Origin of the sequence: Metabacillus endolithicus (assembly GCF_023078335.1) — a bacterium.
Lineage (GTDB): Bacteria > Bacillota > Bacilli > Bacillales > Bacillaceae > Metabacillus > Metabacillus endolithicus.
On record NZ_CP095550.1, the window covers coordinates 3,812,122 to 3,826,615 of the forward strand.

At 34.1% G+C, this 14,494-nt stretch carries 15 protein-coding genes; all 15 read left to right on the plus strand.

All coding sequences use genetic code 11. The features are described 5' to 3' along the window. Positions 1-155: 155 nt before the first annotated feature. The 15 genes from MVE64_RS19465 (at position 156) to MVE64_RS19535 (ending at position 14,356) form a co-directional block, all read left to right on the plus strand. Positions 156-1,145, plus strand: coding sequence for a sugar phosphate isomerase/epimerase family protein (locus MVE64_RS19465; RefSeq protein WP_247340444.1), 990 nt, complete (start codon positions 156-158; stop codon positions 1,143-1,145). Between the two features lie 14 nt (positions 1,146-1,159). Then, positions 1,160-1,999, plus strand: a complete 840-nt coding sequence (locus tag MVE64_RS19470; RefSeq protein ID WP_247340446.1) for a sugar phosphate isomerase/epimerase family protein — start codon at positions 1,160-1,162, stop codon at positions 1,997-1,999. A 191-nt stretch (positions 2,000-2,190) separates the two neighbouring features. Next, positions 2,191-2,952 carry a hydroxypyruvate isomerase family protein gene (locus MVE64_RS19475; RefSeq protein WP_247340448.1) on the plus strand — a complete coding sequence of 254 codons (762 nt, stop codon included), beginning with the start codon at positions 2,191-2,193 and terminating at the stop codon, positions 2,950-2,952. Between the two features lie 137 nt (positions 2,953-3,089). After that, on the plus strand, positions 3,090-3,257 hold the full coding sequence (locus MVE64_RS19480) for a hypothetical protein (protein WP_247340450.1): 168 nt from the start codon (positions 3,090-3,092) through the stop codon (positions 3,255-3,257). Next, positions 3,254-4,591, plus strand: coding sequence for a GMC oxidoreductase (locus tag MVE64_RS19485; protein WP_247340451.1), 1,338 nt, complete (start codon positions 3,254-3,256; stop codon positions 4,589-4,591). Before MVE64_RS19480 ends, MVE64_RS19485 begins: the two co-directional genes overlap by 4 nt. A 215-nt stretch (positions 4,592-4,806) precedes the next feature. Next, positions 4,807-6,615 carry a sensor histidine kinase gene (locus tag MVE64_RS19490; RefSeq protein WP_247340453.1) on the plus strand — a complete coding sequence of 603 codons (1,809 nt, stop codon included), beginning with the start codon at positions 4,807-4,809 and terminating at the stop codon, positions 6,613-6,615. Positions 6,616-6,685: 70 nt separating this feature from the next. Continuing rightward, entirely contained in the window at positions 6,686-7,345 is a 660-nt protein-coding gene (locus MVE64_RS19495) for a YesL family protein (RefSeq protein ID WP_247340455.1), read from the plus strand. A gap of 177 nt (positions 7,346-7,522) precedes the next feature. After that, on the plus strand, positions 7,523-8,743 hold the full coding sequence (locus MVE64_RS19500; protein WP_247340459.1) for an ABC transporter substrate-binding protein: 1,221 nt from the start codon (positions 7,523-7,525) through the stop codon (positions 8,741-8,743). 153 nt (positions 8,744-8,896) lie between these two features. Then, entirely contained in the window at positions 8,897-9,775 is an 879-nt protein-coding gene (locus tag MVE64_RS19505; RefSeq protein ID WP_247340461.1) for a carbohydrate ABC transporter permease, read from the plus strand. Then, positions 9,765-10,586: a carbohydrate ABC transporter permease gene (locus MVE64_RS19510; protein ID WP_247340463.1), complete on the plus strand. Its 822-nt coding sequence runs from the start codon at positions 9,765-9,767 to the stop codon at positions 10,584-10,586. Before MVE64_RS19505 ends, MVE64_RS19510 begins: the two co-directional genes overlap by 11 nt. 242 nt (positions 10,587-10,828) lie before the next feature. Next, a complete protein-coding gene (locus MVE64_RS19515; protein ID WP_247340465.1) occupies positions 10,829-11,821 on the plus strand; it encodes a sugar phosphate isomerase/epimerase family protein in 993 nt (330 codons plus the stop codon). An 11-nt stretch (positions 11,822-11,832) separates the two neighbouring features. Further along, positions 11,833-12,222, plus strand: a complete 390-nt coding sequence (locus MVE64_RS19520) for a C-glycoside deglycosidase beta subunit domain-containing protein (protein ID WP_247340466.1) — start codon at positions 11,833-11,835, stop codon at positions 12,220-12,222. Positions 12,223-12,359: 137 nt separating this feature from the next. Beyond that, the gene (locus MVE64_RS19525) at positions 12,360-12,770 is read left to right on the plus strand and encodes a cupin domain-containing protein (protein ID WP_247340467.1); all 411 of its coding nucleotides are present in this window, start codon (positions 12,360-12,362) and stop codon (positions 12,768-12,770) included. 53 nt (positions 12,771-12,823) lie between these two features. After that, positions 12,824-13,285 carry a helix-turn-helix domain-containing protein gene (locus tag MVE64_RS19530; RefSeq protein ID WP_247340468.1) on the plus strand — a complete coding sequence of 154 codons (462 nt, stop codon included), beginning with the start codon at positions 12,824-12,826 and terminating at the stop codon, positions 13,283-13,285. 123 nt (positions 13,286-13,408) lie between these two features. Continuing rightward, a complete protein-coding gene (locus MVE64_RS19535) occupies positions 13,409-14,356 on the plus strand; it encodes a VOC family protein (protein ID WP_247340471.1) in 948 nt (315 codons plus the stop codon). The last annotated feature ends 138 nt before the right edge of the window (positions 14,357-14,494 follow it).

Genomic DNA, 14,494 nt, shown 5'->3' on the forward strand with positions numbered 1-14,494 from the left:
AAGGTTTCTACATAGAAAAACAATTTTCTATGTTTATAAGAACGATCTTCCATTTGTTAGCGCTTACGTATTTGGTAATCTTTTAATAAGAGTTGTTTATAAGATTGGAAACGTAGTTTATAGAATAATTCGAATTTATGGAAGGAGTTAAAAAAATGAAATTTGGTTGTAGCTTAGAGATGATCAACATGCGTATAACTGAACCTGGTTATACAAATAAATTAACAAAGAAGTATTGGATTGAATTGTTTAAGTTTGCTTCTGCAGTAGGCTTTAAGGGGGTAGAACTCCCATATAATCCTTATACAAATGACGGTATAGCTTTTAATATGACTAGAAGTGGAATGCCTATAAACAAGTATGCGGTAAATACAAAGTATGGTTCTGTAAATTCTTTTATGGAAATACTCGCTGATGTTGGCATTGAGCAAATTACAGGAGTGCATATCAGTGCGCAAGATTCCTTACTCGAATTAATAACAACGGGGCAAGATCCTAGAAAAGTGTTTGAAAAATTCGAAGCCGCTGCAGAAGAAGCCATTGGATTTCTTGAAGAGGTTGATGGAAAGGGACTAGTGATCTCTCCAACACCAGAGTTAGGATTACTTCATCATCTTATGGGATCCAAAGGAGAGAACTGGGAGCCATCTTTTCTTTCAAAAGCTGCTGACACTATTAATAAGATCGGAAAGATGGCATCAAAAAGCGGAGTACAAGCATCAATAAAAAATGAATTTTGGAGCCTGGTACGTGGTAACCAATTAGATCGATTTATGGATGAATTAGATTCCCAACATATATTCTACAGTCCAGATTTGGCGCATCTATCTATTGCAAATGAGAATCCTGTGGAAGTGGTAAAAAAATATCATGATAAGCTTAACTTCATTCGTTTTAGCGATACTAGATTTGTGGATTTAGAAGATAACTACAAGAAACCAAACCCTGAAATACCTAAGGTTGGAGCACAAAGAGTCTTTTGTGATTTAGGTGATGGAAAGGTTGACTTACAGGGAGTATATCATGCATTAACTGATACTAGTTACGATGGATGGGTCATCTGTGAATCTAAGAAAACATTAAATGTTTATAAGGCGTTACTCAAAATGCGCTGGTATATAGATAATAAACTACTAAAATCATGAAAGGAGAAAAGGAAATGGAAAATTTGAAGTATTCATACATGACAAATATGTGGGGCATGATTACCGACATACCAAAGATTAATAATTTTAATGAGTGGTATGAAGATGACTTTGGTAATGCAGCTTATTATTTAGACTGGGACAAAATTTTAAAATATCATGCAGGCGCTGGAATTAAAGGGATTGAACTGATGTTTTATCATATCCCATATATAAAGCAAGCTTTTGGTTCTTTAAAAAACTTTACTGATTTTGCAAAGGAGAGAGGAATTGAACAAATCACAGGTATGTTTTCATTTGCAATAGGTTCCGAAAATAAAGAAACTTTAAACGGTGCAATTCAATTTAATCAAATGTGGATAGATGCTTTAAATGAATTAGGTGGTGAAAATTTAATTATTATGCCTGCAGGGCAATATTATGGGACTGGTCCGTTGTCACAGGAACAACTTCAAAATGCAGCTTATTGTATGAATGAAATCGGGAAAAGGGCAGTAGATAAAGGGATTACGGCTTGTATTCATAATGAATTTTGGTGCGCAGTTAATCGTTACGATCATGAGCAATACTTAGAAATGACAGATCCGAAGTATGTCTCCTACTGTTTGGATACAGCACAATTAGCTATTATGGGCGTTGATCCTGTTCAGTTTTATGATAAGTATCATGATAGAGTAAAATATTTTCATTTAAAGGATACGACACATCCAAATGCTCCCGATAGTGAAAGATTTGCTCCAGGTGCTGAATTTGCAGATGAAGGGACACGATGGTTTTGGGAGCTAGGAGCCGGTGTAATTGATTTCAAAGGACTATGGAAATTAATGAAAAAATATAACCATAAATTTGGGTAACAATCGAGACTGATGGAACTCCTGATCCGCTTGCATCTATGATTTTGTCTAAGTGGTATATCGACCATGAGCTAGCACCTATTTATAAATAATCCTATCAAATTGTTGTGAGATAAGAAAAATGCTCTAGTAGTTTGAATCTTTCATTTTAATTTATATTCAGGCCATAAAATAAGTAAAGGTGTGATTTTATGAAATTATCAGTTTTATTTGATGCCGTTTTTTTTGGTGGAGACCCTATTGAAAGTATTAAAGCAGTAAAGGAAGCTGGTTGTGATTCTGTAGAGTTTTGGAGTTGGAGAAATAAAGACGTTGATTTGCTTAAGAGGACAATCAAAGATTTACAAATGGAAGTTGTCGCATTTATGACTGAAAAAATAAGTTTAACAGATCCAGCATTTCGCGAACAATACGTTAAAGATTGCATAGAAACGATTAAAGTAGCGAGAGAGCTAGAATGCAACACTATTATTACCACTGTTGGTGACTTGATCCCAGGTATACCACGAGAGCGTCAACATCAAAGTATTGTAGATGGATTAAAACGTGTTGCACCTTTGTTTGAGGAGACTGGCATTACATTAGTGGTTGAACCTCTAAATGTAAAAGTCGATTTATATCATTCCAACTATTTTTTGTCTAGTTCAGAAGAAGCATTTCAAATCATTGATAAAGTTGGTAGTTCTAACGTTAAAGTATTATATGATATATATCATCAACAAATTAGTGAAGGCAACCTCATTATTAATATTACAAAGAATATCGATAAGATAGGACACATTCATGCTGCTGGTCACCCTGGTAGAAATGAAATAACGAAAGGTGAAATAAACTATCAAGCTGTTATTCAAGCGATTAAAAGTACCTCCTACAACGGATATTTTGGATTAGAATATACGCCTACTGTTGACCTCTCAGAATCTATAAAAGTAGCTAAAAGTCTATTATATTAAATAACTTTAGTATGACTTGCGAAAACATTCAGTTATAAAATGGATCGTTTTTAATTTAAGTTGATGATCTAAGCTATAGAAACAGATGCGATATTTTAATTATGTAATACAACATCTAAATCAAGGAGTGAGTTAGAATGAATTTAAATATACCGACTAGTTCCATTGGACGTCCTTCTGAAACCATGAACAATTGGATTCCAACTGTAAGTCTTGAAGAAATGTCGAATAATGAATATGATGTGTTAATTGTCGGGTCCGGAGCAGGAGGAGGGCTGTTCTGTGGAGATTATGTGAAAAGTTGATAGCAGAGGGCAAACGGATTGGTATGATTGAAGCTGGTGACCTCGTGATTCCTACTCATGCGAGAAATATACCAACCATATCATCTGAACGATTTCCTCAATATTTACATAACCCAAGCTTTACATCGCATACTTCAAAATATTCTTCTAATTTCCCGGATGCAATTGAGGTAAATGCTCTAGGAGGAAGAACGTTGTTTTGGACACAAATTTCACCGAGAATGGACTCCTGTGAAATAAAAAACTGGCCAGTTTCTTTAGAGGAAATGAATGATTATTACGGAATTGCCGAGAAGGCCATGAATGTTTCCGACTCTTTCTTTAAAGGATCGCCACTTACTGAAACTTTGATTCAAAGGCTGCGCGAAGCTGGTTATTCTGACTCAACTTATATCCCAATGGCTGCTGATCTAAAAACCACTATGCATGGAGAGATACACTCCAATGTATTCTTCAGCTCTATTTCATTCCTTACCAGAGCAATGAAACGATCATTTGATCTTGCAGTAAGGGCTAAAGCTGTTGAGATATATACTGAGAATGATAGAGTTCAGGGATTAAGAGTGATGACTCCAGAGAAAAAATCGTATACATTGAAAGCTAAAAACATTGTTATGTCAGCGAGTACGTTTGAGACTCCTCGGATTTTGATGAACTCAGGCATAAAGGGAGAGGCAATTGGTCATTACCTTGCTAATCATTCCGGTGTTCGAGCCACTTCTTCTATGAAACGAGAGCAATTCCCGGAGCCTCTAGGAACATTAGGAATTGTCATACCAAATGGGGAGAATTGCCCTTATTTGCTTGCGATGCTGGATCCGATGTCATGGTCTTCACAGGAGCATGAAAGGACATTCCAGGAAGATGTGAGAATTAATATCGGTGCCTATGGAAAAGTAGAGTCAAGGTTTGAGAATCGAGTTTACCTGGATCCTACTCGTCGGGACAAATATGGGGTTCCGATGTTAAATGTCGATTTTTCTTATAGTGATAATGATCAGAAGGTTATTCAGCAAATGACAGAATCGTGCCGTGACATTCTTCGTTTAGTTACTGGGGATGATGATCCATCTGTATTCATGATGCCTATTGGAAGTGATTATCACGAAACTGGAACATGCCGAATGGGGGATGATCCTTCGACTTCAGCTACAAATCGTTATGGTCAAATCCATGGAATCGAGGGACTATATGTAGCAGACAATAGTGTATTGCCGAGCGTGGGAAGAGCGAATCCTACCTTAACTACTGTTGCTTTTGCCATTCGCACTGCGGATCATATCATTGAATCACTAAAGAGTACTGAAACTAGACGTAGCTTTGTTGGGTTTTAACCTTATGGTTTAGGAAAAGATGAGTGGGACGTTCACTCATCTTTTTTTATCGAATGACCCATCAGTTGAATCCTCTTAAACAGATCGTTTCTGAAGTATAGTGTGAAGATTTATTTTCAAATTTGATTAGTGGGGGAATGGATTATTGGTCACTTAATTGTAGTATTAGTCGCTGTTCAAATAAGTCATAGATTAGAACGAATAAGGAGAACAAAATGCTACGAAATAGGCAGCTACATATAAAAGTATTTGTTGTATATACTTTAATTCTGATAACACTTACACTTTTGGTTGCAATACCAATTAATTGGTTCGTTAAGGAGAGTTTAAAACAAACATTAGATCAGGAAGCAAGATCGACACTAGAAAATATCTCTACACAATTAGATGCTTTTTATAATGAATATAACCAAATTACTAAATACTTTTACTTAAACCAAGACCATGAAGGTTATACTCCAATTGAATATTTCGACATATTAAAAAGTTCACCTAGCGATGCGATTTATATCAAGACTCATAACGCGTTAATGAATAGTCTGGCTCTCAATTCTGAAGTCTATGAAAATATAACGAGAATTAGTTTATTAACAGACAATTTCTTATTACTATCATCGAAGAATAATAGTAGTAATCCATTTAAACAAAGTAACTATGTTGAAGCTGCAAGAGAAAAAGCGGGTGATGTTTATGTTAAATATAATAGTGACCCATGGAACCAAGATAATGAGGATCCAGTTATGATTTTTACGCGTCAGCTTCGAATAAGTAACCATGAAATTGGTTTTTTAGAAGTTCAATTTAATGGATTTCCTCTACATAATCTATCTCTAATGAATGGTGGAACAATAGCTATTTATAATGAAGATGGAAGTAGAGTTCTTTATCAATCAGACAAGAAGGGTGTTAACGGCCAAAAGGAGTTTCTTCGTGAAATGATTGATACAAGAAAATCTAAAGGTAGTAAAACGTCTAATGGGCAGGTACAGTATTATATCAGATCAAATCATTCTAATTTCCACCTTTTATACTCTGTTAAAGAGGAGCAATTTTATGCTTCTTTATCCCACTTCAATTTTTTGATGGCAGTTGCAATTTTATTCCTTATATTTTTAACAGCAGGAGCATTTTTTATCACAGCTAAAAAGCTCACTTTTCCACTTAGAAATTTAAAGAATGTTATAGATAACATTAGTTTAGAAGAAGAACCGTCTAAAATTGAAAACCAACATCATCTTAATGAAATTGATGCACTGAATCGATCATTCCAATTAATGAATAAAAGATTACAAAACTCTTTAGAGAAAATCGTCCAATTTCATACCTCTGAAATTCAATTGAAATTTAAGCTATTACAAGCTCAAATCAATCCACACTTTATCTTTAATATGTTAGGAGTAGTAACTATTTTAGCGAAGAGAGGAAAAAATAAAGAAGTAGAAGAGATTAGTAGAAAGTTGGCAGATTTTCTAAGATATACAACTTCCTCAGATAATACAAATCAAACCTATTTAATTGAAGAAATAAAATTTACTGAAACCTATTTAGCTCTAATGAAAACTCGTTATATAGACAGACTAACATTTACCATTGATATACCTAGATCTATGGAATCAATTTTGATTCCAAAAATGATGATTCAGCCTATTGTTGAGAACTGCCTTACACATGGATTTACTAATAATAAAGTATTAAATATTAATATCAAGGGTGTAAAATGTGAAAAAAGTTGGGAAATTGTCATACAAGATAATGGACCTGGATTTAAAGTTAGATCTCTTGAGAAATTGCATAATCAGATAGGAGAATACAATTCTGATAGTCATAAACACTATGATTTATCTATAGGGGGAATGGGAATTTTAAGTACTTATATTCGACTAAATTTGTTTTATTCAAATAATATGATTTTTGACTTCGGAAACATGACACAAGGAGGGGCCTTTGTAGCCATTGGAGGTAGTAATGAATCTAACTTTGTGTTAAATAAAGATGAAGAATTAGAAAATAGTTCAAAAAGGTGAAAAATAATTGATTCTTTGTTTATTAATAATCGTGTAATAGATTACTATTGAAGGATAAGGGGGATTAGTCATGCAAGTAAATGGACTGATGGGTGGGGTTTATAAAATTTCTGTCTGGATAACTAAGTTCGCTTATCTTAATTTGTTATGGATTTTATTTACATTATTCGGATTGATTATTTTTGGATTTTTCCCTGCGAGTGTTTCTACCTTTGCAGTTGTTCGGAAATGGTTAAAATGCAAGGGTGAATTCTCTCTTTTTCATTTTTTCTTTTCTTATTATAAAAAGGAATTTATTAAGAGTAATCTTTTAGGGATTATCCTCTTAGGAATAGCTTTTATCCTATATGTAGACATGAAATTCATTTTGCAAAATCATACAGGTTTTTGGGGTGTTGTTAGTTCAATTACCGTATTAGCCATCATTTTGTTTATTTTTATGGTTTTGTATGTGTTTCCTGTTTACGTTACCTATCAAATATCAGTAATTAAAATTATTCAAAATTCTTTTTTATACATGTTCGTGAATCCCAAAGTTACCTTCATAATGATTGCTGCTTTAATTACACTATTTTTGGGAGGTATGTATTTTCCAGGTGCTACTTTTATTTTTGGTGGTAGTCTTTATTCATTTTGTATCATGTGGTATGCAGATCAAGCATTTGTGCATGTCCAGCAAAAAAAAATACATCATAGAAATAGTTTATCAAAAGATCTAAGTAATAATTAACTGAACAGCCTTTTTAGGGACTTACAGAAAAAAGTGAGTTACTAAAAAGGTTTTATTTTTAGGGAGTTATGAAAACAATTTTACATGTATAAATGTGCAATTTTCCATTTGTAAGCGTTTTCTCTTTTGTTATCTTTTAATATGAAAGATGAATTAACAAATTCGGGGGGGATAAAGATGAAAAGAAAGGTTTTATCTATCATTTTAGTTTTATTGTTAACAGTAGTAGGTGCTTGTAGTAATTCTAGTGAAACTCAAGGTTCAGCCGATAGCAATACTACATCAGAAGGTAAAAAGGTCAAACTTACTACTGCTGTTTTCGCGGCTGATGCAGAAGCTACACAAGGTTGGATGACAGAAATTGCCGAACAAATTGGTGTGGAAATTGATATCCAAGTGTTACCAGACGGAGATCAAAATGAACAACTATACAAGACAAAGGCTGCTACAAAAAGTTTACCGGATATCACTTTATATCACCCTGGTACAAGATTTAAATCGGATTTAGTTCCAGAAGAGAATCTAGTAGATTTAACCGAGCAATCATGGGTAAAACAGTTAAGTGATACTTCACCGTATTCTATCGATGGAAAAGTATATGGTGCTCCGATGGGAGGAGGTATGGGTGTTGGTATTTTTTATAATAAGGAATTATTTGACAATCTAGGTTTGGAAGTACCAACGACTGTAGATGAGATGATGAAAGTTGCTAAGACAATTAAACAAGAAAGTGATGTTATTCCGTTCTACGTTTCTGGTGAAAATCCGATGGGACTAAATTCATTAGGACTTGCTTCATTTGCTGTTGATGAAGCACACAATGAAAATTTAGTAAAAGAGATCAATGACAAGAAAGCCACAGTTATGGATGCTAAGCATTTTATCCAATCTCACCAAATGCTGGAGGATTTAAATAACGAAAAACTAATCAACTCAGACTATTTATCAGCTTCTCTAGAACATGCAATAACAGCACTAGTAGAAGGGAAAACAGCTATGTTCCTTACTGCAGATTTTATAACGAATCTTCTATCAGCTTCTTATTCGGATGACGAATTAAATAAATTAGGTTTCTTTCCATATCCTTCTGAAGGAAAAAACGTTTATGCATATAAACCTGGTTATGCGCTTAGTGTATCTAAAACAAGTAAACATCAAGAGAAAGCCATTGAATTTATGAACTACTTTATGACAAAAGAGGGGCAGCAGATTTTTCTAGACAATAATAGAGGATTTAAAACTCCGGCTCTTGCAGGTTTAGAATTAGATACTTCCAATTCTAATGAACTATTCAAAAGTATGTCAAAAGTATATGCGGAGAATACTCCAATTGAAATGTTTGATGGAACTTTAATCGCAAGCCTGGAATATGGGGTTCAGTTGTCCAAGAAATGCTAATCGGAGATAGAACACCAGAAGAAGTTGCACAATTTATTCAAAGTACCATTGAACAAAATGCAAAAGCGGAAGGTGTTCCAGCTTTTACAGACTAACAATGCAAAGTGAACCTCTGTGTATCAGTGGTTCACTTACTATTAGGGGGAATATGTAATGGATCAACTTCAAAAGAAAATATACTCTTTTAAACTGACTATACCATGGTTGATCATATTTATTTTGTTTTTTATTGGTCCTACTATAGCTGGATTTTATTTTGCATTTACAAATTGGAATTTAACAGATGCTGAGTTTGTAGGCTTAGCAAATTTTAAAGAAATTTTTAGTAATCCAAGCATGGCTGGTGCATTTTCAAATACATTTACCTTTATGATTATTACGGTGATTTTTAAAATTACGATTGCGATGTTTTTGGCGATTCTCGTAAATCAAAAATTAAAAACTCAAAACTTCCTTAGAGGGGCGTTTTTCTTTCCTGTACTCATGACATTTATTGCAACTGGAGTGATTTTTAAATCTATTCTTCATCCAGAAGTAGGTTTATTAAACAATATGTTAGGTGCAATTGGACTAGAAACACTAGCTAAAGGATGGTTGGTAGAACCAGATATTGTCATGTTATCAATTGCAGGAATTGATATTTGGAAAGGAATTGGATTTCATATGGTCATTTTTTTAGCAGGATTACAAAGTATCTCATCAGAATTTTATGAAGCTGCTAATATAGATGGTGCATCATCTTGGCAAAAGTTCAAAAAAATAACATTCCCACTCTTAACTCCGATCTTTCACGCCAATATTCTTCTTGCAGTTATTCAAGGAATGAAGGTATTTGACCTTGTCCTAGTAACAACTGGTGGAGGCCCAGGGTTTGCTTCTGTTGTGATAAATACATTTGTATTTAATGCATTTTCAATGGGGCGATATGGATTAGCTGTCGCGGGGGAACTTTTACTGTTTTTGATAATTATTATTTTTACAATTGTTCTTCGCTTTTTCTTAGAAAGGAGAGAGAAACGTTATGGTTTCTAATAAAATCAACAAAGTAATGTTGGAGCTACTTGGAATACTGTTATGTTTTATCATCTTAATACCGTTTTATATAACCATTGTTAATTCATTAAAGAGTACTGCAGAAGCCGCTGTACCCAATTTAAGATTACCTTCAGAATTTCATTGGGAAAATTACATTGAGGTAATTAAAATAGCAAACGTAGGACTTGCATTTCTGAATAGTGCGACAATAACGTTTATTAGTGTAGGATTAATTATTTTGTTAGGTGCACCAGTGGCATTCATATTGCAACGTAATAAATCGAGATTAAGTAAACTTATCTTATCTCTATTGTTAATAGGTTTAATGATTACACCTTCTATTGTCCCTTTAGTTTATGTTTTAAACTCATTAAATTTAACTGGGTCTAAATTAGGGGTTATTTTGATATATATTGGATTCTTTTCTCCAATATCAGTTTATTTAATGCACGAATATTTGAAGGGTCTTCCCGCTGAATTAGATGAGGCAGCTATAATGGATGGCTGTGGTCCTCTCCGCCTATTTTTTCAGATCATATTTCCAATGATGTTGCCGATACTTGCAACTGTTAGTATATTCAATTTTATAATGGTTTGGAATGATTTTATGATGCCGATTTATTTTCTATCGGGTAGTAACAATATTACACTTCCACTTACCATTTATTTCTTCCAAGGACAATATAACTCGCAATGGAATTTTATCTTTGCCAATGTCGTTATTGTTACCTTGCCAGTGTTGGTAGTTTATCTGTTCGCACAAAAATACATCATTGCTGGTATGACGAGTGGGGCGATCAAGGGATAAGTAAGTTACGCTAATGGTTGTATATAAAATTGTTGATTGCTAAAAAAAAACATAAGTAATTAAGAAATATGCACTAGTTTTTAATGTGTTTATAAATATGGGTGTCTTGAAACAGAAAAAGATAAAAAATTATATCTAATAGGATAATAACTAAAATGCTTATTAACAAATGAATAATTATATTAAATATAAGCACATTTATATTGTGTTGTTTGCCCTTTCATAGAATGGAGGAAAAGTAATTGAATTCTATTAAAACAGCAGTTTCTTTATATAGCTTTCAGGATGAATATGCAAGGGGGAAAATGTCGTTAGAAGATTGTATAAAAGAGTTATCGCAACAGGGTGTTGAAGGTGTTGAGTTAATCAGCGACCAAATGCTACATAACGCACCTTTTGTTTCAGATCAAGATATAGAATCTTGGAAAAAATTAACCCAGAAGTATAATGTTTTCCCAGCCTGTAACGATATTTTCATAAATACAAAGTTATATCGTAACCGCATTTTAACCCAGAAGGAAAACTTACAATTATTAAAAGATGAGCTAATATTAGCAAATAAGCTAGGCTTTAAACTAGTTCGACTCGTTTCTTTAACACCAACTGACATCATTGAGAATGCATTACCACTTGCAGAAGAACTAGACGTTATAATGGCATTAGAAATTCACGGTGGTATGGGTCTAGATCATCCGGAAACAAAAAAATTTACTGATATAATGTTTAAAGTGAATTCACCCTACTTAGGTTTAGTAGTTGATACAGGAATTTTCTGTCGTAAGCATCCAAGAGTTTCAACACAATTTTTTCTTCAACAGGGGTTAAATAAAGAATTAGCTGACTACATTGATAATGAGTTTGCGATGGGTCGAGATGTTTTTCATATAAGTCATCCGGGTACTGCACCTGCTGAAGTTCAAACTATGATAAAAAATAAAATCGATCAAGAATATTTAATCTTTGCTGGAGGATATGAAAATAAACCGTTTAGTGATTTGGATAAAATTCTCCCTTATATAAAGCACTTTCATGGAAAGTTCTGGGATATGACTGAAGAAGGTTTAGAATATTCAATTCCATATGATGAATTTATTGATTATTTAAAAGAAAATAATTATAACGGATATATTGCTAGTGAATATGAGGGTGGACGCTTTGCGCTACCCGGTTCTGAAATTGATGCAATTAGTCAGGTTCGTGCACACCAAGCTATGTTAAGAAAATATATAGGGTAGGAGAGGTATGAATGTTTGATAACTATGTTTTATCTGATAAAGGCTTTAAAAATGTTGAGGTAAATGGAGAAGTTATTGGATATGAAATGCGTACCAGAATTACGTATTACAGAGGTATTCCATTGTCAATGATTCAGGATATTCAATTGGAAATCGATGGAGAAGAGGTGCCGAGAGAAAAAATAAAGTTTTCTCCCGACGGAGAGAATTATTTTACCCTAGATGAAATGTGGACAGTAACCACTTATAAGTGGGAATATGGAGTTGAAGGTATCGTTTTTGTAGAACAACCAGGTGGACTTGCTGAAGGCCCTCATGAGATTACATTAACTCAAGGTGTAAGGGTTTCATATATTCCTGTTCCTTTTTTCGGAACAAATACAAAAGTTTTAGAGATATAAAGTAGTTTGAACTCTTGCTAAAGCTAGGGTTCTATTTCAATATTACAATTAGTAGCAGTTTACTTTATATAATATTAATAGGTAATACCCAGATAGTTTACTAGATATTAAAAATAAACAAATTTATGGAGGCGAACATGAACTACCCTTACGAAAGTGTCGTCGTAAACGAAGAAGTGCCTGTTTTCATGCTAATGACAACTGTGAAATACGTTGCGATGCATTGGCACGACCGAATTGAATTTCTATTTGTGTTAAAAGGTAAGGTTCACGTTTTTGTTGGAAGGGAAGATTATTTCTTACAAGAAAATGATCTCCTCCTTATCAATAGTAATGAAGTACACGGAGTTGAATCTGATGAAGACAATACAATTTTACTCGTACAAATTCCTATTTCATTTATAAGAAAAAGCTACAAAAATATTGAGCAAGAACGATTTCAATGTCAATCTTTTCTTCATGAAAATCAACACCAATATAATGCAATTCGGATATTACTAACTCAGTTATGTCTATCAGTTAGAGAAAAAAAGAGAGCTATGATTTAAAAGTTCATTCCCTACTCTTGGACATCATCTATCAACTTGTTACGAACTTTAAGGTGAAAAATCAACACGAATTAAAACAAACAAGCAAAAAAAATATTGAACGTATGAACAGAATTACCGACTACATAGAGAAACATTACATGCATCCTCTTACACTCGAAGAATTAGCAGAAACCGAGCAGTTAACTCCTCCGTACTTATCTAGATATTTTCAACAGCATATGGGGCAAACATTTCTGAAATATTTAAATGGAATTCGCCTTGAACACGCTCTTCACTTCTTATTAGAAACGGATTTGCCTATCATTCAGATTGCAATGGAGTGTGGTTTTACAAACTTAAATACATTTCACAAGTTATTTAAAGACACCTTTCACACAACACCACATCAATATCGGAAGAACCAGTCCAAATCATTTACAACTCCTCGAAGGAAAAAGGAAGGGATAGAAGGATATGAATTTGTAGAAGAAAACGATATCCGTTATTTATATAACTATTTGAAAAAAAGATAAAAATCGGTATGATTTATAATAAAAAAGTAAACGTTTTCAAAGAGAACCTTCCTTATAATTGAGATAAATACACAGCTTTTACAGGCTGCATTAAAAAAACTTATTTTATTGGAGGGTTACATTATGTACAAAAATCCACACTATTTCTCACATCTTGCACATGTTGAATTAATCAGCCCAAAGCTAGAAGAATCGGCTGAATTTTTTAAAAATATTATCGGATTAGAAGAATCAGGTAGACAAGGGAATTCAGTGTATTTCCGTGCATGGGGTGAACACTATCACCACAGCTTAAAGATTACAGAGGGTACAGAACCAGGCCTTGGCCATATTGGTTGGAGAGCTGATAGCCCGGCTGCCCTCGAAGAAGCTGCAGTACAAATTGAAAAGCTTGGACAGGGTATTGGTTGGATTGAAGGAGACCTAGGACATGGTCGTGCGTATCAATTTACGTCCCCTGATGGTCATTTAGAGGAAATCTTTTGGGACGTGGAAGTGTATGAAGCGCCTGCAACACTTCAAAGCAAATGGAAAAATCGTCCGCAAAAAAATCCCGGACGAGGGATATCTCCGCGTCGTATTGATCACATTACCTTACATAGTAATGATGTGACAAAAGATCGTGAATTCTACCAAAATATTGGATTCCGTTATAATGAAGGAATCTTTTTAGACGCAAATGAACCGGGAAGTCCGGAAATCGGTGCGTGGCTTTCTGTGACAAACCTTTCTCATGATATTGCTTTCTTAAAATCTCACAATGGAAAGCCAGGCGGTTTCAATCACGTTTGCTATGCGGTTGAAAGTAGAGAAGAGGTTCTACTCGCAGCTGACCATATTATTGAAAACGGATACGAGTTAGCAATGGGTGGACCAACTCGTCATGCTCTTGCCGAAGGTTTTTTCTTCTATGTTGATGAGCCAGGCGGAAATCGATTTGAGCTGTATGCAGGAGCACATTTAGTGTTTGCACCTGATTTTGGTCCATACAGATGGAGTCTTCCTGAAAATCCAAATGATGCTTGGGGCAGAGAAATGCCATGGGATAAATCCGGGAAAATTATAAAATAATATATACCTTAAAGGCTAAGTTTAATTGTGGTTTTAAGGGAGTTTAATAAGGCATCTTGTCGAAATGACTCCCTAATCACCAGTAGAAAGCAAGGCCTTTTTACTGCTAATAACTTGTTTTAACAGATTCAGAACAAT

What these genes read in the sequence shown, in the direction of transcription:
- MVE64_RS19465 (WP_247340444.1), top strand. Translation starts at nt 156, where the DNA reads ATGAAATTTGGTTGTAGCTTAGAGATGATCAACATGCGTATAACTGAA.
- MVE64_RS19470 (WP_247340446.1), top strand. Translation starts at nt 1,160, where the DNA reads ATGGAAAATTTGAAGTATTCATACATGACAAATATGTGGGGCATGATT.
- MVE64_RS19475 (WP_247340448.1), top strand. Translation starts at nt 2,191, where the DNA reads ATGAAATTATCAGTTTTATTTGATGCCGTTTTTTTTGGTGGAGACCCT.
- MVE64_RS19480 (WP_247340450.1), top strand. Translation starts at nt 3,090, where the DNA reads ATGAATTTAAATATACCGACTAGTTCCATTGGACGTCCTTCTGAAACC.
- MVE64_RS19490 (WP_247340453.1), top strand. Translation starts at nt 4,807, where the DNA reads ATGCTACGAAATAGGCAGCTACATATAAAAGTATTTGTTGTATATACT.
- MVE64_RS19495 (WP_247340455.1), top strand. Translation starts at nt 6,686, where the DNA reads ATGCAAGTAAATGGACTGATGGGTGGGGTTTATAAAATTTCTGTCTGG.
- MVE64_RS19500 (WP_247340459.1), top strand. Translation starts at nt 7,523, where the DNA reads ATGAAAAGAAAGGTTTTATCTATCATTTTAGTTTTATTGTTAACAGTA.
- MVE64_RS19505 (WP_247340461.1), top strand. Translation starts at nt 8,897, where the DNA reads ATGGATCAACTTCAAAAGAAAATATACTCTTTTAAACTGACTATACCA.
- MVE64_RS19510 (WP_247340463.1), top strand. Translation starts at nt 9,765, where the DNA reads ATGGTTTCTAATAAAATCAACAAAGTAATGTTGGAGCTACTTGGAATA.
- MVE64_RS19520 (WP_247340466.1), top strand. Translation starts at nt 11,833, where the DNA reads ATGTTTGATAACTATGTTTTATCTGATAAAGGCTTTAAAAATGTTGAG.
- MVE64_RS19525 (WP_247340467.1), top strand. Translation starts at nt 12,360, where the DNA reads ATGAACTACCCTTACGAAAGTGTCGTCGTAAACGAAGAAGTGCCTGTT.
- MVE64_RS19535 (WP_247340471.1), top strand. Translation starts at nt 13,409, where the DNA reads ATGTACAAAAATCCACACTATTTCTCACATCTTGCACATGTTGAATTA.